This window comes from Pseudomonas kielensis (assembly GCF_014236655.1).
GTDB classification, from domain to species: domain Bacteria; phylum Pseudomonadota; class Gammaproteobacteria; order Pseudomonadales; family Pseudomonadaceae; genus Aquipseudomonas; species Aquipseudomonas kielensis.
The window spans coordinates 1-20233 of record NZ_JACMYG010000050.1; the positions used below are offsets into that span (position 1 = coordinate 1).

A 20233-nucleotide genomic window follows, 5' to 3' on the forward strand; every position below is an offset into this window, starting at 1 on the left:
AAACGTCTGCGGCGGTGAGCTCACGGTCTATGAACGAGCCCTCAGCGACGGCTCAACCCCGGGCACGCCGGCACTGACCCAAAGCGGCACCTTCACCGTCACCGCGCTGGATGGGGTGCAGACCCTGACAGTAGGCGGGATCAACGTGGTGACCGCGGGCGTCACCGCCGGTTTCCCGCAAACCTTCACCACCGCACTGGGCAACACCCTGACCATCACCGGCTACGACGCGGCGAGCGGGGTGGTGAGTTACAGCTACACCCTCAACGACAACGAGGACCACCCGACGGCCAACGGTGCCAACAGCCTCAGCGAACACTTCACGGTGACCGTGACCGACAGCAATGGCACCACCGCCAGCGATACGCTGGATGTGAACATCGTCGATGACCTGCCAACCGCCAGCCCCGATAGCGCCACGGTGGGCGAGGGCGCGACAGTGAATATTTCGGTGCTGGGCAACGACGTCAATGGCGCCGACGGGGCGGCCACGGGCGGCGCAGTGGTCGGCGTGCGGGCAGGGGGCAATACGGCGACCTCGGCCCTCGGCGGCCTGGGCGATCAGATCCAGGGCACCTACGGCTACCTGACGCTGGATGCCGCCGGCAATGCGGTCTACCACAGCACCGCCAACGGGGTCAGCCCACCCGGGTCAACGGACGTGTTTACCTACACCATCCGCGATGGCGATGGCGACGAAAGCACCACCACCATCACCATCAATGTCACCGACAGCGGGCTGATCGCTTGCGTCGACGCCTGCCTGACGGTCTACGAAAAAGCCCTGGACCTCAGCCAGGATGGCCAGGACCTGGCCCCCGGCCTGGTCATCGGCAGTGACCCGACGTCCACCGGCGAAACCGCCCACGGTTCATTGGTCGGTTCGGTCAGCGGCGGTAGCGGGGCGCTCACTTACACTTTGGTGGGCAGCGCCACCGGCACCTACGGGCAAATCCTGCTCAACCCCGATGGCACCTACACGTACACCCTGACCTCGGCACCGAAAACCGCAGGGGGCAACGACGGGCCGAACATCCTCACCGAGAGCTTCACCTACAAGGTCACCGACGCCCTGGGCAATACCGCCACCAGCAGCGTGGTGGTCAACATCGTCGATGACGTACCCCGGGCCCAGCATTCCGAGCGTTCAGTCACCGCGGTGGGGATCGACTCCAACCTGCTGCTGGTGATTGATGTGTCCGGCAGCATGGCCGACCACTCCGGTGTTTCGGGGCTGTCGCGCATGGACCTGGCCAAGCAGGCCATCAGCGCCTTGCTCGACAAGTACGATGCCATGGGTGACGTGAAAGTGCAGATCGTCACCTTCAGCAGCAGTGCTACCGAGCAGACTTCGATCTGGGTCGACGTGACCACCGCCAAGTGGATCATTTCCACCCTGTATGCCGACGGCGGGACCAACTACGACGACGCCCTGGCTGCGGCCAAGCAGGCGTTCATGACCGAAGGCAAACTGGCGGGGGCACAAAACGTCGGCTACTTCTTCTCCGACGGTAAACCCAATGATGGCTGGGAAACCGGCCCGTCGGACGAGGCGGCCTGGAAGGCGTTCCTCGAGGCCAACGGGATCAAGAACTATGCGATCGGCCTGGGCGACGGCGTCAGCAGTGGCAACCTCAACCCGCTGGCGTATGACGGCAGCAATCATGTCAACACCAATGCGCAAGTGGTCACTGACCTCAACCAGCTCAACGCGGTGCTGTCCGGCACCGTGGGGGGCGCGCCGATCAGCGGGTTGCTGATGGGCGAGGGCGGTAGTTTTGGTGCCGATGGCGGCTTTATCAAAACCATTATCATCGAGGGCACCACCTACAGCTTCGATCCCAACGGCGACAACCACAAGGGCGCGCTGACAGTGCTCGAAGGCTTCAATCGCGGCACCTTCAACACCCTGGACAACAGCCTGACCATTGCCACCACCAAGGGCGGCACCCTGGTGATCAACCTCGACACGGGCGAGTTCACCTACACCTCGCAGACCACCACCTCGGTGGTGCTCACCGAGCAGATCGCCTTTACCGCCAGTGACTACGAAGGTGACCTGGCCAGCCGCACCCTGACCATCAACATCCTGCCGAACGCGGCGCCGGTGGCGGTGGACGACCAGGTGATCACCAACGTTCTGTCGAAACACATTGCGGTCCCGGCCGAAGGCTTGCTGGCCAATGACACGGACGCCAATGGCGACCACCTGAGCGCCACGCCCACCACGTTCAATACGGGCTGGATTGCCAAGGGCGAGGACTTTATCGGCAGTGGCGCGATCAACTTCTCCGGCACCCAGAACAACTTCGGCAACCGTAACCTGGCGGATGTGCGCAGTGCCTTTGCGGCGGACACCGCCGCCATGACCGCGCTGCTGGTGATCAGCGGTTACCTGGGTCGGGTCACCAACGCCAATGCCAACGATGAGGACTTCATCACCGTCACCCTGAAAAAAGGCGAGACCCTCAACCTGGACCACAACCTTGCCGCCGGCCACATCAGCCTCGAGTACTCACTCAACGGTGGCGGGTTCCTGGGCATCGACAATCACAGCACCCTCAGCGCCGCCGAGGATGGCACCTACCGCATTCACGTGAGCAACCTCAGCAATAGCAGCGGCAGCCAAGTCAATGCCGCGGAAAACTACCAGTTGAACCTGACGGTCAACTACGCCGGCGCCCATGAAAGTTCGCCGGACTTTGTCGGCAGCTACACCGCCAGCGACAACCACGGTGGCAGTGACTCGGCCGCCGTCAGCATCACCTACCAGGCAGGGCATACCCTGACCGGGACCGCGGGCGACGACGTGCTGTTGGCCGGTGGCGGTGACAACCTGCTCAATGCCGGCGACGGCAACGATGTGCTCACCGCCGGCAACGGCAATAACCAGTTGCATGGCGGGGCCGGCAACGACCTGTTGTTCAGTGGCCTGGGCAGCGACCTGCTGGATGGCGGTGATGGCATCGACACCGCCAGCTACGCCCATGCCAACGCCGGGGTGGTGGTCAACCTCGGTTTGCTCGGGGCGCAGAACACGGGGGGCGCGGGCATGGATACCCTGACGGGGATCGAGAACCTGATTGGCTCGACGTTCGACGACACCCTGATCGGCAACAACAACGCCAATACCCTGACTGGCGGCCTGGGCAACAACACCCTGACCGGCGGCGGTGGGGCCGACACCTTCCAGTGGCTACACGGCAACAGTGGGCACGACCTGGTCACCGACTTCACCCCCGGCACCGACAAGCTCGACCTGTCGCAACTGCTGCAGGGTGAAGCTGCCACCGCGTCTTCGCTGGATGACTACCTGCACTTCAGCGTCACCGGCAGCGGTGCGTCACTGCTCACCAGCATCGACGTAAAGGCCACGATCGGTGCGCCTTCGACCCAGACCATCGACCTGGCCGGGGTCAACCTGGCCGAGCATTACGGCGTCACGCCGGGGGCCGGTGGGGTGATTGCCAGTGGGCATGATACGGCGACCATCATCAACGGCATGCTCAACGATCATTCGTTGAAGGTCGATACGGTCTGAGCGCAAGCGAGGGTCCGGGAGTGAGCGCTCCTGGACCCCAGGTCTGCTTCACAACGGCTGTGGGTGCCCGATCAATCGGCCCATCGCGCCGAACAGCCCAAGCTCGTTGAGCACGTGCAGTTCGCCTTGGGTCTCGACTCGTTCGGCGATCAGCGGCAGGTCGATGCTGTGGGTGGCGCGGTAGATGGCTTCGATGAACAGGCGCTTGTCGTTTTGCTCATCGATGGCGCGGATGTAGCTGCCGTCGATCTTCAGGTAGGCCAGGCCCAGTTGAGTCAGGTTGCCGATCTGGCTGAAGCTGCCTCCGAAGTGTTGCAGGCCGATGCGATAGCCCGTGTCGCGCAGGCTCAGGCACAACTGGCGCAGGGCGTCGGGCGGTGGCAGTTGGTGTTCGTCGATTTCCAGGGTCAGCAACGGCGCCAGTTCTGGCAAGGCATTGAGGGTGTCCTGGATGATGCGCAGCTGAGCGGGATCGCGCAGGGTGCTGCCGGACAGGCTCAGGGCCAGCGGCTGGCGATGTTCGGCGAGGTGCTCGAGGGTGTGTTCGAGCATGGCCAGGTCAAAGCGCGCCGCCCAGCCCAGGCGTTCGATCCAGGGCAGGAAGTGCCCGGCGGCAATGGCTTCGCCTTGCGGGTCGAGCAGGCGTGCGAGGACTTTGTGGTGCAACACCTGGCGGGTGTCGGCGCATTGCACCACCGGTTGAAAGTACAGCTGCAGCTTGCCATGGCTCAGGGCGTCGTCGATCCAGCTGCGCCAATCATGCTGGGTCTGGTTCTGCGGGGCCGTGGACTGGGCCAGGTACACCCACGGCCGCTCCGGTTGCAGTTGGGCCTGGGTCAGCGCCTGATCAAGGCGCATCAGCACGCTGCTGGAAGGCTCGCCGGGGACAAAGGGCACCACGCCCAGGTGCGCGACGGGCATGCAGTCGCTGGCACCCGTAAGGCGCAGGTTTTCCAGGGTGGCACTGATTTCCCCGGCCAGGCGTGTTGCTTCCTGGCTGTCCAGGCCTGGGGTCAGCAGGCTGAATTCGCCGCCACGGTTGCGCGCGGCCAGCCAGGTCCGGCGTTCGGGTGACTGGGTCAGGCGTTTGAGCAGTTGACCGATGGCTGTGATCAGCGCATCGGTGTGCTGGCCGCCCAGGCGTTGGTTGAGACCGGCCAGGTCATTGATCCGGAACATCAGCAGGTGACCGGCGGTGTTTTGCTCGGTGACCAGCAGGCGCTCGGCCAGTTGTTCGTCGAGCAAGCGTCGGTTGGCCAGCCCGGTGAGGTTGTCCTGATAGGACTCGGCGCGCAGTTTTTCACTGCGCGCGGCTTCTTCGGCAAACAGGCCCTTGAGTTTCTCGACCATCTGGTTCATCGCCAGCATGACGCGCTTGAGCTCCGGGGTCCTGGGCAGTCTGGACGTGCTGAGGAATTCCCGGTTGCTGATGGCCTGTGCCTGGTTCACCAGGGTGTCGAGCGGACGCAGTTGGCGGCGCAGCATCCAGCCGCCGAACACGGCACTGAGCAAGCCGCACAACAGCAACCACAGCAGGCTGCCGAGGCTGCTGTCCCAGAGTTTGGCCAGGGCAAACTGCGGGTTGCTCTGCACTTCGACCCGGGCCACCTGTTCCCAGCCGCGCATGATCAGCGCGTCACCGCCCTGGGGGCGCAGGTCGACCAGCCTGACGAACCAGTGGGGTACCCCTTGCGCTGTGGCCGCCGTGGTGCGCTCGACAAGCAGCTGTTCGTCCTCGATGTTGACGACCCGGATGCTGGCGAAGTAGCCGCTGTCAAAAATCGAGCTGACCATCAGTTCGATCATCGCCGGGTCGTCCACCTGGCTGGTCAGCGATAGCCCGAGCGCTGTGGCGGCGTCCTGGGCGTGGGAGCGCAATTGACCGAGCATCTGCTCGCGCGAGCTCTCCAGGCTGACAAAAAAACTGCCGCTGAAGGCCACCAGCAAGAATAGGCAGATGGCCAGGAACAACTGTTTGAGTAGCGACATAGGGCGCTCCTTGTTGATCGGCGGTGTCAGCCGTCGCCCACGGCAAAACCTTCGGCCTGCATCTTCTGCAGCACATCCTGCCAGCGTGACAGGCGCTTGGCGTCGCCTTTGCGTTTACCGCCGTCCGCCCCCGGCATGTACAGGCCTTCGGCATTGAAGGCGTATACCGGCAGCAGGTCCTTGCGGTTCGAGGCGGGGCGGATGTCGCTGATCAGGTTGTCCAGCACCAGCGGGTCGGCGCTGGGGGTGGCGTAGTAGGTCAGCACCATGTGCGCCTGATTGCGGGTCAGGGCCTTGACGTAGGTAATGCGCAGTTTTTCACTGGGCACACCGAGGTTGCGCAGGCTGAAATACTTGGCCAGGGCGTAGTCTTCGCAGTCGCCGGCGCCCTTGACCAGGGATTCGACGGGGGTTGCCCAATAGTCGGTCTGGCGCCAGATGCGAGTGTCGTCGCGAAAGCTCAATTGCTGGTTGAAGAAGCGATTGACGGCGGTCAGTTGCTCGCGTTCGGGTTGTCGGGTTTCGCCTTGCAGCATCTGGTTCCATGCCTCGATCCGCCCCTGGGCGCTGCCCAGGGGGCCGTAGCGTTGCTCGGCCGTTTGCAGGATCTGGGCGAAATTCCAGTTCGCCCGGACGTTGCCTGGCCCCACCAGCCAAAAAACGCTCAACAGCAGCCATCCGCCGAGCCAAAGTCGGAGCGTTGACCATCCTGGGCGACGCCGACTGCAGGACATGTCTGGCTGCTCAAATGCAGATGGGTGAAGTCTAGGCGAAATTTTCCGAGGGGCCGGCTCAGGTTTTGTGCAGGGTTTTCTGGCGCAGGATGTACACCGTCACCACCACCGCGCTGGTCAGCATGAAGCCGCGGGCCCAGGGCAGGGGGACCAGGTAGCACGAGAGGCCGATGCTCAGCCACATCAGGCCGATGGCGTAGACCTTGCCCTTGAGGGGGATGCCGTTGCCGTCCAGATAGTCGCGAATCCAGGGGCCGAGGCGTGGGTGCTGCACCAGCCATTGGTAGAAGCGTGGCGAGCTGCGGGCAAAACAGGCGGCCGCCAGGAGCAGGAACGGGGTGGTGGGCAGGACGGGCAGGAAGATGCCGATCACTCCCAACGCTACGCTCAACCAGCCGATGGCCAGGAGTACGTAGCGCAGCATCAGGGAGCGGTTGCCTATGGGATCAGCCACAGGCAGGGACTCAGTGGTGACGAGGCTTGAGGATCGCCGGTTTTTCGTCGGGGGCGTTGCACAGCAGGTACAGCGCGGTCAGGGCTTCCGGGATCTGTACGATCATGTCGTCCATCAGGTTGGCGTCGGCGGCGATGTCGGAGAACTCCGGCTGCTCGTCGAACAGACCCGAACCGACCATGATCGGCAGGAGCATTTCGCTGACTTCGTCTTCGGCGGTTTCGAACCAGGCTTCTTCGCGCAGGAACACCCCTTCCATGAAACCGATGCACCAGCCGCGCAGGTCGGAGTCGTCCGGCTCTTCGCCGAGGTCGAGGTCGCACGGCAGCTCGAATTCCTCATCGGAGGCCAGTTGGCGAGCGATGTGGGCCTTGAGGGCCAGCAGGGTTGCTTCGATTTCTTCGCGCTGGGCGTCGCTGCTGTAGTGCGGTTCTTCCGCAAACAGGGCGTCGATCCACTCGCGGTCCGGCACGGTTTCCGAACAGATCGACAGGGCGGTCAGATAGCCATGGGCGGCCACGTAGTCCAGCGCCTCGTCATGCAGCTCGTCGGCGTCGAGGAAGGCTTGCAGGCGGGTTAGTTGCTCAGCGAAGGACATTGGGGGGGCTACCTTGGGAATATACGATGAACAATTCTAGGCGTTCTTGAGCGCTCAGGCCAGCCGCGCAGCGGATTTGCCCACAATCGGCAGCTGCTGCATATGGATACGGGGCGATCGAAGGCGGCTATTCGTCAGTGGTGTCCATTGCCGGGCAGGGCTCGGGTATACTCGCGCGTTTTGCATGCCCTGCAGCTGCCCGCGCACTGCGGACAAATCCGCTAACGGATCTGTCCGTGAACTACTCGGTGTTTTGATCCAGCCTGCATCCAGGGATATTCAGCACCCATCGGAGTTTTCCATGCTCGAACAGGCTCAACGCGTCCTCAAGGACATCTTCGGCTACGACAGTTTCCGTGGCCGTCAGGGTGCCATTATTGAGCGCGTGGCCAGCGGCGGCGACGCCCTGGTCCTGATGCCTACGGGGGGCGGCAAGTCCTTGTGTTTCCAGGTTCCCGCCCTGTTGCGCGAAGGGCTGGCGGTGGTGGTTTCGCCGTTGATCGCCCTGATGGACGATCAGGTCGCTACCCTGGAAGAGCTGGGGGTGGCCGCAGCGTCACTCAATTCCACCTTGAGTGCCGAGCAGCAGCGTGACCTGGCGGCGCGAATCAAGCGTGGTGAAGTGAAAATGCTGTACCTGGCGCCAGAACGCCTGGTCCAGCCGCGCATGTTGGCCTTCCTGCAGAGCCTGGAAATTGCCCTGTTTGCCATCGACGAAGCCCACTGTGTGTCGCAATGGGGTCACGACTTCCGCCGCGAATACCTGCAACTGGGCCAGTTGGCGGAGCTGTTCCCCAACGTCCCGCGTATCGCCCTGACGGCCACCGCCGACAAGCGGACCCGCGAAGAAATCGTCGATCGCCTGCATTTGCAGGACGCCGAACGATTCCTGTCGAGCTTCGACCGGCCGAACATTTTCTATCGCATCGTCCCCAAGGAGCAGCCGCGCAAGCAGTTGCTGGCGTTCCTCGCCGAACGCCGCAGCGATGCCGGCATCGTCTACTGCCTGTCGCGCAAGAAAGTCGACGAAGTGGCGGTGTTCCTCAGCGAGCAGGGCTTCCCGGCACTGCCGTACCACGCCGGCCTGCCCAACGAAACCCGAGCCCATAACCAGAAACGCTTCCTCAACGAGGAAGGCCTGATCATGGTCGCGACCGTGGCGTTCGGCATGGGCATCGACAAGCCCAACGTGCGGTTCGTCGCGCACCTGGACTTGCCCAAGTCCCTCGAGGCGTACTACCAGGAAACCGGGCGTGGCGGCCGGGATGGCCTGCCGGCAGATGCCTGGATGGCCTACGGCCTGCAGGACGTGGTGATGCTCAAGCAGATGCTGCAGAACTCCGAGGGCGACGAGCGTCACAAGCGCCTGGAGCAGCACAAGCTCGATGCCATGCTGTCGCTGTGTGAAGAAACCCGCTGCCGCCGGCAGACCCTGCTGGCCTATTTCGACGAAGACATGCCGCAACCCTGCGGCCACTGCGACAACTGCGTCGACGGCGTGCAGACCTGGGACGCCACCGAACCGGCGCGCCAGGCGCTGTCGGCCATCTACCGCACCGGCCAGCGTTATGGCGTCGGCCATCTGGTGGAAGTGCTGCTGGGCAAGGACAACGAGAAGGTCCGCGCCGCCGGGCATCAGCACCTGTCGGTGTTTGGTGTCGGCAAGGGGCGGGCGGAAGGTGAATGGCGCTCATTGTTCCGCCAGTTGGTGGCCCGTGGCCTGGCCGACATTGACCTTGAAGGCTACGGCGGCCTGCGCCTGAGCGACAGTTGCCGACCGCTGCTCAAGGGCGAAGTGACCCTGGAACTGCGCCGCGACCTGAAACCCCAGACCACCGCCAAGAGCAGCACCAGCCAGGCCAGCCAACTGGTCCGCGGCGAAGAGCGCGAGCAATGGGAAGCCCTGCGTGCCCTGCGGCGCAAACTCGCCGAAGAGCATGGCGTGCCGCCCTATGTCATTTTCCCCGACTCGACCCTGCTGGAAATGCTTCGCAGCCAGCCCGGCACCCTGGCGGAAATGGCCCGGGTCAGCGGGGTCGGTGCCCGCAAGCTCGAGCGTTATGGCGAGGCGTTCCTCGAAGTGCTGGGCGGCCAGGCCGAGGCGCCGAAAGTGGTGGCCGACCTGCGCCACGAGCTGATCACCCTGGCACGCGCGGGCATGACCCCGCTGCAGATTGCCGGCCAACTGCAGTGCTCGGAGAAAAACGTCTATACCCTGCTGGCAGAAGCCATTGGCAAACAGCAGTTGTCCCTGGAGCAGGCGCTGGATCTGCCCGAAGACCTGTTGGGCGAAGTCCAGGACGCGTTCCTCGACGGCGAGGGCGAATTGCCGCCAGTGGCAGAGATCGCACCGTTGTTTGCCGGTCGTGTGCCCGAAGGCGTCCTGTACTGCGTCCGCGCGGCCTTGCAGTCAGAGTTCGAGATCTGAGCAGCACTCCGCAAGATGTAACGATTCAGTACATAGTCACCCTTGCTTCGTAACAAGGGTCATGCTTAGCTGACTAATAATTAGTTTCACTCTATTTCAGTCTAATCATGAGTTCTTTATGTCGTTAACCGAACAACACCGTTTTGGCATGCAGTTGGCGCAAATGTCTCGTGGCTGGCGCGCCGAACTGGATCGCCGCCTTGCCGGGCTTGGTCTGTCCCAGGCGCGCTGGTTGGTGCTGCTGCACCTGGCCCGTTTCGAGGAAGCTCCGACCCAGCGGGAACTGGCGCAAAGCGTGGGTGTTGAAGGTCCCACCCTGGCCCGGCTGCTCGACAGTCTGGAAAGCCAGGGGCTGGTGCAACGCCAGGCCGTGGTGGAAGACCGCCGGGCGAAAAAAATCGTCCTGTGTGACACGGCCCGCCCGCTGATCGAACAAATCGAAACCATCGCCAACGCACTGCGCCAGGAGCTGTTCGAAGGCGTGGACGAAGCCGATCTGGCGGTGTGCATGCGCGTCCACGGGCATATCCTGGCAAATCTGGAAAAACCCTGAGGCCCAGGGCATCCGCACCTGATTAGAACGTCTGCCCCAGGTTCATGTAGATCGCCTGTTCGTCATCGTCGTTGAACCCGTAGCTGAAGTTCAGCGGCCCCAGTGGCGTATCAAAACCCAGGAATATGCTGACGGCGTTGATGTAGCCGCTGTCGAACTCGTTGTCGTTGTTCCACGCCCGGCCGCGTTCCAGCGAGCCGCCGGCGTACAGCGGGAAGTCCAGTGGCAGGTAGGCGCGCGGGGTCAGGCGCCGGTAATAGACGGCTCGGGCCAGGCTGACGTTCTGGCCGGAGATCGAGTCCTCGCGAAAGCCCGAGAGTTGTCGTGCGCCACCCAGCAGGAAGCTGGAGGTCACCACATTGGCCTGGTCCAGGGTGCGTCCGTAGCGACCGCCGAGGATGTAGGTGTCCGGGCCGAAGCTCAAGGCCTTGTCCAGTTTGAACTCCCACTGGCGATAGCGCTGGTCCGACCCCAGTTCCGGCTCGAACTCACGGAATGACAGGCCGATGTCTTCACCCGCGTGGGGGAAGTAGACGTTATCCAGTGAGTCGAACGAGTACTTGAGCTCATAGAACCCTTCATTGAAGCTTTCGCTGGGCAGGTTCTGGTCGCCGATGCGCACGTCCGCCTTGCCCCAGGCTTCGCCGACCCCCAGGCGGATTTCGCCACTGTTGCCGATCTGCCGTCCCACGTTCAGGCCAAAGCCGTAGCGCTCCAGGCGATACTCGGCGACCGGGTCGTTGTCGAGGATGGCATCGACGTTCTGCGACTCGATCGCCGCATAAGGCGCAATGAAGTAGCGCGAGCCGACGTCCAGGGGCTGGTAGAACTCGCTGTACAGTTCTTGCTGGTCGCCGATCTGCACCCGGGTCAGCCACTCGGCGCCGAGGCGGTTGATACCGTTCATGCGGTAACTGGCGCCGATGTTGAAGGCGCTGTCGCCTTCCATGTCGTCGGACAGGTTCAGCCCCAGGCGCAGGTAGTCGGTGCCGGTGCGCTTGCCCCGCGCCCGGATCACCAGGGTGTTGTCCGCGCCCTTGTGGACCACCCGGTACTGCACCTGCTCGAAGTAGTCCAGGCCATACAGGGTGCCCATGTCGGTCTGCAGCCGACCCATGTCCAGCGGTTCGCCGATGTGCTGCCGGATGTAATAGCGGATCACGTCGTCGCCGACTTTCGAATCGTTCTCGACCTTGATCGCGGTGATGATCGGAGTGCGCTGGCCGGGCGCGCGGGCGGCCGTCAGTTCGGCATCCACGGGCTCGGCGGGGCGCAGGCGGCCCAGGCGGGCATCGAGGATACGCGTGGCGCGGTACCCGGCGTCGATCATTTCCTGGGCCTTGCCGAAGTCGGTCACGCCGAAGCTGGCCAGGGCCGGCTGGACCAGCACGTCATCGGGGTGCAGGGTGGCCAGTTGTTCTTCGGAGTTGCTGCGGGTCATCAGGGTGATCGACTGGTTCAGCACATCGACCACGGTCGTCAGTTGTTTACGAGTGCGCAGGGGCGTGCCGATGTCGACCACGATGGCGATGTCCACGCCCATCTCGCGGGCCACGTCCAGCGGGATATTATCGCTCATGCCGCCGTCCACCAGCAGCCGGCCGTCCAGTTCGACCGGGGCGAACACCGCCGGGATCGACATGCTGGCGCGGATCACCTGAGGCAAGTGGCCCTTGCGAAACACCACCTTTTCACCACTGGCGATGTCGGTGGCCACGGCGCGGAACGGGATCGGCAGCTTGTCGAAGTCCCGGGTATCACTGGCGTGGGCCAGCAGGCTTTCCAGCAGCAGTGCCAGGTTCTGCCCCTGGATGACCCCCAGGGGCAGGCCGAGGCTGCCGTCGTCGCGAAAACTCAGTTTCTGCTTGACCAGGAAATCACGGTCGTCCTGTTTGCGTCGAAACGGCACGTCGGCCCGCGGCGGGGCGTCGGACAACGCCTGTTGCCAGTCGATCCCCAGGGCCAGTTTCTCCAGCTCGTCGACCTTGTACCCCGAGGCGTACAGCCCGCCGATCACCGCGCCCATGCTGGTGCCGGCGATGGCATCGATCTGAATGCCTTGTTCTTCCAGCGCCTTGAGCACACCAATGTGCGCCAACCCGCGGGCAGCGCCGCCGGACAGTACCAGGCCGATTTTCGGTCGTGGGCTTTCAGCCGCCACGACACACAAGGGCAGTAAACACAGGAGCAGGCAGGACAGCAGGCGGCGCATCGGGTATCTCGGGTGAGCGGTAAAGGCGGCTATTATAGCGACGCCATCGAACTCAGGAGTCTTGCACACCATGTCTGCCCGTAAACCGGAAGTGGTCATCACCTATTGCACGCAATGCCAATGGCTGCTGCGCGCCGCCTGGCTGGCCCAGGAACTGCTCAGCACCTTCAGTGACGAGCTGGGCAAAGTGTCGTTGGTGCCCGGCACCGGCGGGGTGTTTCAGATTACCTGTGACGACGTGCAGATCTGGGAGCGCAAGGCTGACGGCGGTTTCCCCGAAGCCAAGGTGCTCAAGCAGCGGCTGCGCGACCAGATCGATCCGCAGCGCGACCTGGGCCACAACGACCGCCCTTGATCGTGACCCTCACTGGGCACTCGCCGCCTGGCAGGGCTTGGGCTCGGTGCTGCGGCTGCCCAGGAGGCTGGAGGCGACGATGGCGACAATGATCAGCGCGCCTCCCAGCAGCATGCGCAGGCTGGGGTTTTCGTTGAACAGCAGCCAGGCCACGCTGATCCCGTAGACCGGTTCCAGGGCAAACACCACCGCCGCCGTGCGCGCCTTGATCACCGCCAGGCTGGCGACGAACAGGCTATGGGCCAGGCCCGTGCAGAACACCCCGAGCATGCCGATCCACAGCCAGTCCAGGGCACGTACCTCACTCAGTCCCGGCGCGGCCACCGGCAACAGGCACAACGCGACCACCACGTTCTGGCACAGGGCCGCCTGTACCGGCGGGACGCGTCCGGCGCTGGCGCGGTTGGTCAGCGACAGCAAGGAAAACAACAGGCCGGACGCCACGGACCAGAGCAGTCCGCTGGTGGCTTGGCTGGCCAGGTCGAAATCCGGGGTGACCAACACCAGGCCGATGCTCACCAGCAGCACCAGGAAAATTTCGTTGAGACGAATCCGCTCGCGGAAAATCAGCCCTTCGAGGATCACGGTGAACGCCGGGAAGCTGGCAAAACCCAAGGTGGCAATCGCCACGCCGGCAACTTTGACTGCAATGAAAAAGCTCACCCAGTGCCCGGCCAGCAACAGGCCGCTGAGTAGCAGGCGGCGCAGGTCCCGGGCCTGCAGCGGGCGCCAGCCGGTGCTGCTGGCGAAGCGGGCGAAAAATGCCAGGGCGAGCACGGCAAAGGTCGCGCGGCCGAAGACGATGATGGCGGGGGAGGCGGCGGCGAGTTTGCCGAGGACACCGGTCAGGCCAAACATCAGTGCACCGATGTGCAGGGCGCCAAGGGCGGAACGGGGAGTCATTTCAATCCTTAAACAGAAGAACGCAGTCGCACTATTGAAGCGTGCCAGGCGCGGGTCTGTCTGTCGCCAGACTCGCGTTTTCTAGCGCCAGCCTAGCGTTCGTTCACCGCGCGTCGCAGCGCGCCGGGGGAGGCGCCGAATTCGCGCAGCACCGCAGCGGCGAACGCGCTTTGCGAGGCATAGCCGACCCGGCAGGCCACCTCACCGATGGGCAGCGCGGTTTCGCGTAGCAACTTCACCGCGCTATGCAGGCGCCGGCTGCGGATATAGTCCATTGGGGTCTGCCCGCACTCGGCGACGAACCGGGCATGCAGGCGGGCGCTGGACAACCCCGCGACGCGGGCCAGATCAGCGACTTGCAGCGGGTAGGCGGCGTACTGGTCGATGTGCGCATTGAGGGCTGCGTAGGGCAAGCGTTTACCGGCAACCTGGCGTGGCGCGGCGCTGTTGAGACTGGCCAGCAGCAAGACCGCGCCCTGCTGGGCAATCAACGGATCCTGCACCGGACTGCTGGCCAGCCAGTTCACCAGTTGACTCTGCCCGGCGTCCAACGGCAGCCGACCTGGGGTGTCGAGCAGGCGCCGACTGGCCTCGGCGTGCTCGCCCAGCGATTGCGCCAGCCATTGCTCGCTCGGCACATCGAGCACCAGGCAGCGGCTGCCTTTCGGGCTGCCACAGGCATGATGGGCACCTTGGGGGATCACCACAAAACTCTGCTGCATCACTTGGCTGCCCTGGCCGCCGACTTCGAAATCCAGCGCTCCCGACAGGCCGAACACCAGTTGCGCGTGGTCGTGGCTGTGGACGATCAGGTCGTGGCTGTATTGGCGTAGCGTGAGGATCGGTCTCATCGCGGTCTCCTGGGCAGAGCCGCAGTCTACACCGGCTCGGCCTCGATCCGGGCTGTCATCGGATTGCCGTATTTGTGTCATGGGCCATTAATCGCTGCGGCGCAAGCTTGCGAAAACTCTCGCAGAGGTTGCCCATGACCCGTGCCGAACTCGCCAAGCCCAGTCGTAAACAACGCGTGCGCACCTTATGGATTTCCGATGTGCACCTGGGCACCCGGGATTGTCAGGCCGAGCATCTGTCGCAGTTTCTCAAGGGGTATCACGCCGACAAGGTGTATCTGGTCGGCGATATCATCGATGGCTGGAAGCTGCGCAGCGGCATGTACTGGCCCCAGGCGCACACCAACGTGATCCGCCGCCTGCTGACCATGAGCAAGCGCGGCACCGAGGTGATCTATGTCACCGGCAACCACGACGAATTCCTGCGGCGCTACTCTCGGTTGATCCTGGGCAATATCCAGTTGGTGGACGAGGCCATCCACGTCACGGCTGATGGGCGGCACCTGCTGGTGATCCATGGCGATCAGTTCGACGTGATCACCCGTTACCACCGTTGGCTGGCGTTCCTCGGAGACTGGGCCTACGAACTCACCCTGACCCTCAACCGCTGGCTCAACCACTGGCGCGCCCGGTATGGCTACGGGTACTGGTCGTTGTCGGCGTACCTCAAGCACAAGGTCAAGACGGCGGTCAGCTTCATCAGCGACTTTGAACAGGCGATCGCCCACGAATGCGTCAAGCGCGGGCTGCACGGGGTGGTGTGCGGGCATATCCACCATGCCGAAATCCGCAAGGTGGGCGAGGTGGATTACCTCAACTGCGGTGATTGGGTCGAGTCCTGCACCGCGCTGATCGAACACTGGGATGGCACCATCGAACTGTACCGCCTGGCCGACGCCCAGGCGCGCGAGGCACAACTCAATGCCGTCAAGGTTGCCGAACCGGCCTGAGCCCGCTCGTTGACTGTAAACAACCCAGCCACTGTGGCAACGGGCCTGACCGCGATGGGCTCGGCACATTCACCACCGAGGGGGCCTGACACACCGCTATCGTCGGAACGCCGCCCGGAGCAAGCCCGCGCCTACACCATCGCCGCGCTGTAGATGGAGTTTTTCGGCCGTGCGAACAGGCGCTCCAGCATCGGCTCGAAGAAGCTCAGGGGCAGGGTGTCATAGCCGGGGTCAAACGCCGCGGCGTCGTACTTGGCGCAGAACTCGATGGTCTGGCGGTACTGCGGGTGTTCGCTGAATTGCTCGCGCAGGTGCCGGTCCATGCCCAGGTGATGGAAGAAGTAATAGCCCTGGAAGATCCCGTGCTGTTCCACCATCCACAGGTTCTGGGCACTGACAAAAGGCTTGAGGATAGCGGCGGCGATGTCCGGGTGGTTGTAGCTGCCAAGGGTGTCGCCAATGTCGTGCAACAACGCGCACACCACGTACTCCTCGTCCCGCCCGTCACGCCAGGCCCGGCTGGCGGTTTGCAGGGAGTGGGTCAAGCGGTCCACGGGAAAGCCGCCAAAATCACCCTCGAGCAATTTCAGGTGCGCCACGATCCGGCCTGGCAACTGCTTGGCGTAGGCGCTGAAGTCGGCCGCGATGATGTGCCAGTCTTCCTGCGTACCGTCTTTCATGTGGGTGAAACGGGCGTGGGCATTCATCGGCTATCCTCTTGTGCTCTTGGCGCGATGAGTCTGAGTGTAAGGCCTGGCTGCGGGCGCACAGTGGCCGCGCAGGACGGCTTGATGGCCCGGTGAGCCTAGAACGGCACCTTGCCGACGATCATGTCGCGGTACATGACAAAATCGCCGAGCAGGCTGTAAAGCGGGTGCTGGAAGGTGGCCGGCCGGTTCTTCTCATAGAAGAAATGGCCCGCCCAGGCAAAGCTGTAGCCCGCCAGGGGCAGGGCCAGCAATAACAGGAAAGTGCCCTTGGCAATGGCCAGGGCAAAAATGAATATCACCAGCGTGGTCCCGATAAAGTGCAGTCGTCGGCAAGTGCTGTTGCTGTGCTCGTCGAGGTAATAGGGGTAAAACTCGGCGAAGCTGTTGAATCGTCTGACGTTTTCCACGACTGCAATCTCTGTGAAGGACGGTTTGGCCAAGCGGATGTGCAACGGGCAGCTTATTTGAGTCTAGAGTGATCATTGGCAACGGCCAGTGACAATAGGCGCCACTTTACTATCCTTGGGAAATCGGCTGTGAAACGCGACTTATCAAGTAAGAAAACGCCATGAGCGAACGAACGACTTCTGCCAGCTGGGCGATGGGGATTGTCAAGGCACTGGAAATGGACGGTCTGGATTGTCGGGCCCTGTTCCAACAGTTGGGGCTGGACTTTGCAGCGCTGGACGATCCCGACGCGCGTTTTCCACAGGACTCCATGACCCGGCTCTGGCAGCTGGCGGTCGAGCTGTCGGGCAATCCGGCGATTGGCCTGAACATGGGCAAGGTGGTGCGCCCGGCGTCCTTTCATGTCGCCGGCTATGCATTGATGTCCAGCCAGACCCTGGCCGAGGGGTTTCAGCGCCTGGTGCGTTATCAGCGGATCATTGCCGAAAGCGCCGACCTGAGCTTTCGCCTGTTACCCGAAGGTTATGCGCTGATTCTGACGGTACATGGCGACCATCTGCCGCCGACCCGGCAAAGCGCCGAAGCCTCGCTGGCCTGTGCCCTGGGCCTGTGCGGCTGGCTGACCGGACGCACCCTGCAACCGCGCAAGGTGTTGTTCCAGGGCGCGCTGCCGCTCAATCTTGCGCCTTACAAGGAAGCCTTCCATGCCCCGCTGGAGTTTGATGCGCCCTACGATGCGTTGATCTTCGAACGGGCGGACATGGAGGCGCCGCTGCCCACCGCCAATGAGGCCATGGCGTTGCTGCATGACCGGTTTGCCGGTGAATACCTGGCGCGTTTTTCCGAAAGCCGGGTGACCCACAAGGCCCGCCAGGTGCTCTGTCGCCTGTTGCCCCAGGGCGAACCCAAGCGCGACACCGTGGCGCAAACCCTGCATCTGTCCCAGCGCACCTTGCAGCGACGCCTGCAGGAAGAGGGCACGAGCTTTCAAACGTTGCTCGACGACACTCGCCGCGAATTGGCCGAGCAGTACCTGGCGCAACCGAGCATGACCTTGCTGGAAATTGCCTACCTGCTGGGGTTTGCCGACCCGAGCAACTTCTTCCGGGCTTTCCGCCGCTGGTTCGACAGCACACCCGGTGAGTACCGGCTGCGCCTGGTCGACTCGCCCAACGCCCTCAGTGACGCCAGAACGCCGGAATACACAGCACAAACACGGTGATGATCTCCAGCCGCCCAAGCAGCATGCCCACCGAGAGAATCCACTTGGCGGCGTCGGGCAGGGTGGCGAAGTTGCCGGCCGGGCCAATGGTTTCGCCCAGGCCTGGGCCCACTCCGGAAACAGTGCTGGCGGCGCCGGTCAGGGCGGTCATCCAGTCGACGCCGAGCAGCGACAGCAGCAGGGCAATGACGCAGATGGTGATGGCGAAAAAGAACGAGAAGGTCAGGATCGAACGCACGATCTCTTCGTCGAGACGGTGACCGTTGTACTTCTGTTTGATCACCGCGCGGGGGTGAATCAATTGGTTAAGGTTGGCCTTGAGCAGGATATAGGCGACCTGGAAGCGAAAGATCTTGATCCCGCCGGCGGTTGAACCCGAGCAGCCGCCGACAAAACCCAGGTAGAAGAACAGCATCAGCGAGAAGTTGCCCCACAGGCTGTAGTCCCCCAGCGCAAAGCCGGTGGTAGTGACCACGGACGTGACGTTCAGCGCCACGTGACGCAAGGCGTCGAGCCAGTGCAGGTTGGTGGTCCACCAATACCAGGTCCCCAGTACCAGCCACGTGACCAGCAACATGCCCAGCAGCCCCTGGACCTGTTGGTCCTTGATCAGCGCCCGGCGATTGCCGCGCAAGGTCGCCACATACAGGGTAAACGGCAGGCTGCCGAGAATCATGACCACCACCGCGACCCAGTGCACCGCCGGTGCGGTCCATTTCGCCAGGGACTGGTCGGAGGTGGAGAAACCACCGGTGGAAATCGCCGACATCGCGTGGTTGATTGCATCGAACGGCGTCATGCCAGCCCACCAGAACGCCAGGCTACCGAGGATGGTGATGCCGACATAGGCCGCCACGATCAGGCGCGCCACCATGTGCGAGCGCGGCATGACCTTTTCCGAGCGGTCCGAGGATTCGGTCTGAAACAGCCGCATGCCACCAATGCGCAGCAGCGGCAGAATCGCCACCGCCATGCCGATAAAGCCGATCCCGCCGAGCCAGTGCAACAGCGAGCGCCACATCAGGATGCCCGGAGACATGGTGTCCAGGCCACTGAGCACGGTGGCGCCGGTGGCGGTGATGCCGGACATGCTTTCGAAAAACGAATCGGTGTAGCTGATGTGCTGGGTCAACAGGAACGGCAGCGCCGCAAAGATGCATACCACCACCCAGCTGGAGACGGTCAGCAAGTACATGTCGCGCGGGCGCAAGTGCACATGCTCGGGACGTCCGGGGATGACCAGGGCCAGGCCGGCAAGAAAGGTGATCATGCTCGACCACAGGAACGAGGGCAGGTCGCTGGTGCGTTCGTAAATCACCAGCGTCGCCATCGGCACAACCATGCTGATAGACAGAGTGATCAGGAAGATGCCGATGATGAAACCAATGATCCGTAAGGTCGGCAACGCCATGAAGTCCGCTCGGGCTGATGTGGGAGGGCGCCATTCTACCTGCGGGGCGGGGCATGTAAACCGGCATCCGGTGGGCAGTTACCGCTAGAATAGCCAAACTTTTTTTCAGGAGGTGGCCGATGCAGGCTCTCGACGCTTTGCTCAACCGTGTTTCCGTTCCGCGTTTGCTTGATCCGGCACCGACTGCCGAGCAACGCGAAGTGTTGTTTGGCGCCGCCATGCGCGCGCCGGATCACGGGCATCTGCAGCCGTGGCGTTTCTTGACGGTCGAAGGTGAGGCGCGCGAGCAATTGGGCGAGATCCTGGCCCAGGCCGCGCTGTTGCAGGACGCCGAGGCCCCGCAAGCGGTGGTGGACAAGGCCCGCAACGGACCCCTGCGCGCGCCGCTGGTGGTCGTGGTGGTCGCGCGCTTGCAGGATCACCTCAAGTATCCAAAATCCGAACAGTTGCTGGCAGCGGGCTGCGCGGCCCACGGGATTTTGCTGGCGGCCTATGCCCAGGGAATCGGCGCGGTATGGCGCACCGGCGAGCTGGCGTATTCGGCGCACGTGGCCAAGGGCCTGGGCCTGGGCGAGGGGGAACAGGTGATTGCCTTCCTGTACCTGGGCACCCCGCAGAAAGAACCCCGGGTTGCCGAGAAGGTCGACCTGACGCAGTTTGTCAGCGCCTGGTCGGCCCAGGGCTGAACAACGCCGCTAGCCAAGCCCCTGTGGGAGCGGGCAGTCGGGGTGTTGGATTAGGCCGAGTACATATCCATTTTTGCGGTAACGGCCTCCTATGGTTCCGCTTTTACAGCGGCTCACTTTTGGAGGAGCCCAAAAGTAAGCAAAAGGCTCTTGCCCCACCACTCGGCACCTCGCTTAGGCTCGGTGTGCCCTCACGCAGGCTTGAATCCGTGGGCCGCCGCCACGCGC

The 20233-nt window shown here is 63.3% G+C and carries 17 protein-coding genes; 7 read left to right on the plus strand and 10 right to left on the minus strand.

From position 1 onward, the window contains the following. Positions 1-3541, plus strand: a 3541-nt coding sequence (locus H7995_RS26935) for an Ig-like domain-containing protein (RefSeq protein ID WP_185819213.1), incomplete at its 5' end; no start/stop codon positions are given. 48 nt (positions 3542-3589) lie between these two features. On the opposite strand, the gene lapD is transcribed toward H7995_RS26935, so the two are convergent. Genes lapD through H7995_RS26955 form a run of 4 tightly spaced genes read right to left on the minus strand, consistent with a single transcriptional unit; the run spans position 3590 to position 7316 of the window. Continuing rightward, on the minus strand, positions 3590-5530 hold the full coding sequence (gene lapD, locus H7995_RS26940; RefSeq protein WP_166590540.1) for a cyclic di-GMP receptor LapD: 1941 nt from the start codon (positions 5528-5530) through the stop codon (positions 3590-3592). A gap of 26 nt (positions 5531-5556) precedes the next feature. Beyond that, entirely contained in the window at positions 5557-6264 is a 708-nt protein-coding gene (gene lapG / locus H7995_RS26945) for a cysteine protease LapG (RefSeq protein ID WP_166590539.1), read from the minus strand. A 58-nt stretch (positions 6265-6322) separates the two neighbouring features. Continuing rightward, positions 6323-6688: a YbaN family protein gene (locus H7995_RS26950; protein WP_166590559.1), complete on the minus strand. Its 366-nt coding sequence runs from the start codon at positions 6686-6688 to the stop codon at positions 6323-6325. 40 nt (positions 6689-6728) lie between these two features. Further along, positions 6729-7316, minus strand: coding sequence for a UPF0149 family protein (locus tag H7995_RS26955; protein WP_166590538.1), 588 nt, complete (start codon positions 7314-7316; stop codon positions 6729-6731). Positions 7317-7617: 301 nt separating this feature from the next. Between H7995_RS26955 and recQ the strand changes: the two genes are divergently transcribed. Then, a complete protein-coding gene (gene recQ, locus H7995_RS26960; protein WP_166590537.1) occupies positions 7618-9744 on the plus strand; it encodes a DNA helicase RecQ in 2127 nt (708 codons plus the stop codon). A gap of 118 nt (positions 9745-9862) precedes the next feature. Then, positions 9863-10297: a MarR family transcriptional regulator gene (locus H7995_RS26965; protein ID WP_166590536.1), complete on the plus strand. Its 435-nt coding sequence runs from the start codon at positions 9863-9865 to the stop codon at positions 10295-10297. A gap of 22 nt (positions 10298-10319) precedes the next feature. On the opposite strand, the gene H7995_RS26970 is transcribed toward H7995_RS26965, so the two are convergent. Next, a complete protein-coding gene (locus H7995_RS26970) occupies positions 10320-12509 on the minus strand; it encodes a patatin-like phospholipase family protein (protein ID WP_185819214.1) in 2190 nt (729 codons plus the stop codon). Positions 12510-12579: 70 nt separating this feature from the next. Between H7995_RS26970 and H7995_RS26975 the strand changes: the two genes are divergently transcribed. Next, a complete protein-coding gene (locus H7995_RS26975; protein WP_166590534.1) occupies positions 12580-12864 on the plus strand; it encodes an Rdx family protein in 285 nt (94 codons plus the stop codon). Between the two features lie 9 nt (positions 12865-12873). Here H7995_RS26975 and H7995_RS26980 read toward each other — a convergent pair whose 3' ends face one another. Beyond that, a complete protein-coding gene (locus tag H7995_RS26980) occupies positions 12874-13767 on the minus strand; it encodes a DMT family transporter (RefSeq protein ID WP_185819215.1) in 894 nt (297 codons plus the stop codon). Positions 13768-13859: 92 nt separating this feature from the next. Next, the gene (locus H7995_RS26985) at positions 13860-14618 is read right to left on the minus strand and encodes a helix-turn-helix transcriptional regulator (RefSeq protein WP_185819216.1); all 759 of its coding nucleotides are present in this window, start codon (positions 14616-14618) and stop codon (positions 13860-13862) included. 134 nt (positions 14619-14752) lie between these two features. Here H7995_RS26985 and H7995_RS26990 point away from each other — a divergent pair, with 134 nt between their 5' ends. Further along, positions 14753-15568, plus strand: coding sequence for a UDP-2,3-diacylglucosamine diphosphatase (locus H7995_RS26990; RefSeq protein WP_166590531.1), 816 nt, complete (start codon positions 14753-14755; stop codon positions 15566-15568). Between the two features lie 131 nt (positions 15569-15699). On the opposite strand, the gene H7995_RS26995 is transcribed toward H7995_RS26990, so the two are convergent. Together H7995_RS26995 and H7995_RS27000 are read right to left on the minus strand one after the other, a co-directional pair. Then, entirely contained in the window at positions 15700-16275 is a 576-nt protein-coding gene (locus H7995_RS26995; protein ID WP_185819217.1) for an HD domain-containing protein, read from the minus strand. A gap of 98 nt (positions 16276-16373) precedes the next feature. Next, positions 16374-16685, minus strand: a complete 312-nt coding sequence (locus H7995_RS27000) for an Mpo1-like protein (RefSeq protein ID WP_166590529.1) — start codon at positions 16683-16685, stop codon at positions 16374-16376. Between the two features lie 161 nt (positions 16686-16846). Here H7995_RS27000 and H7995_RS27005 point away from each other — a divergent pair, with 161 nt between their 5' ends. Then, positions 16847-17908: an AraC family transcriptional regulator gene (locus H7995_RS27005; RefSeq protein WP_166590528.1), complete on the plus strand. Its 1062-nt coding sequence runs from the start codon at positions 16847-16849 to the stop codon at positions 17906-17908. On the opposite strand, the gene H7995_RS27010 is transcribed toward H7995_RS27005, so the two are convergent. Then, positions 17865-19319, minus strand: coding sequence for a TrkH family potassium uptake protein (locus H7995_RS27010; protein ID WP_166590527.1), 1455 nt, complete (start codon positions 19317-19319; stop codon positions 17865-17867). The genes H7995_RS27005 and H7995_RS27010 overlap by 44 nt on opposite strands. Positions 19320-19438: 119 nt before the next feature. Here H7995_RS27010 and H7995_RS27015 point away from each other — a divergent pair, with 119 nt between their 5' ends. Then, positions 19439-20005, plus strand: a complete 567-nt coding sequence (locus tag H7995_RS27015; RefSeq protein WP_185819218.1) for an NAD(P)H nitroreductase — start codon at positions 19439-19441, stop codon at positions 20003-20005. Positions 20006-20233: the final 228 nt, after the last annotated feature.

Excerpts from the sequence above, each read along its gene's own strand:
- lapD (WP_166590540.1), bottom strand. The coding sequence starts at position 5,530 with ATGTCGCTACTCAAACAGTTGTTCCTGGCCATCTGCCTATTCTTGCTG.
- lapG (WP_166590539.1), bottom strand. The coding sequence starts at position 6,264 with ATGTCCTGCAGTCGGCGTCGCCCAGGATGGTCAACGCTCCGACTTTGG.
- H7995_RS26950 (WP_166590559.1), bottom strand. The coding sequence starts at position 6,688 with ATGCTGCGCTACGTACTCCTGGCCATCGGCTGGTTGAGCGTAGCGTTG.
- H7995_RS26955 (WP_166590538.1), bottom strand. The coding sequence starts at position 7,316 with ATGTCCTTCGCTGAGCAACTAACCCGCCTGCAAGCCTTCCTCGACGCC.
- recQ (WP_166590537.1), top strand. The coding sequence starts at position 7,618 with ATGCTCGAACAGGCTCAACGCGTCCTCAAGGACATCTTCGGCTACGAC.
- H7995_RS26965 (WP_166590536.1), top strand. The coding sequence starts at position 9,863 with ATGTCGTTAACCGAACAACACCGTTTTGGCATGCAGTTGGCGCAAATG.
- H7995_RS26970 (WP_185819214.1), bottom strand. The coding sequence starts at position 12,509 with ATGCGCCGCCTGCTGTCCTGCCTGCTCCTGTGTTTACTGCCCTTGTGT.
- H7995_RS26975 (WP_166590534.1), top strand. The coding sequence starts at position 12,580 with ATGTCTGCCCGTAAACCGGAAGTGGTCATCACCTATTGCACGCAATGC.
- H7995_RS26980 (WP_185819215.1), bottom strand. The coding sequence starts at position 13,767 with ATGACTCCCCGTTCCGCCCTTGGCGCCCTGCACATCGGTGCACTGATG.
- H7995_RS26985 (WP_185819216.1), bottom strand. The coding sequence starts at position 14,618 with ATGAGACCGATCCTCACGCTACGCCAATACAGCCACGACCTGATCGTC.
- H7995_RS26990 (WP_166590531.1), top strand. The coding sequence starts at position 14,753 with ATGACCCGTGCCGAACTCGCCAAGCCCAGTCGTAAACAACGCGTGCGC.
- H7995_RS26995 (WP_185819217.1), bottom strand. The coding sequence starts at position 16,275 with ATGAATGCCCACGCCCGTTTCACCCACATGAAAGACGGTACGCAGGAA.
- H7995_RS27005 (WP_166590528.1), top strand. The coding sequence starts at position 16,847 with ATGAGCGAACGAACGACTTCTGCCAGCTGGGCGATGGGGATTGTCAAG.
- H7995_RS27010 (WP_166590527.1), bottom strand. The coding sequence starts at position 19,319 with ATGGCGTTGCCGACCTTACGGATCATTGGTTTCATCATCGGCATCTTC.
- H7995_RS27015 (WP_185819218.1), top strand. The coding sequence starts at position 19,439 with ATGCAGGCTCTCGACGCTTTGCTCAACCGTGTTTCCGTTCCGCGTTTG.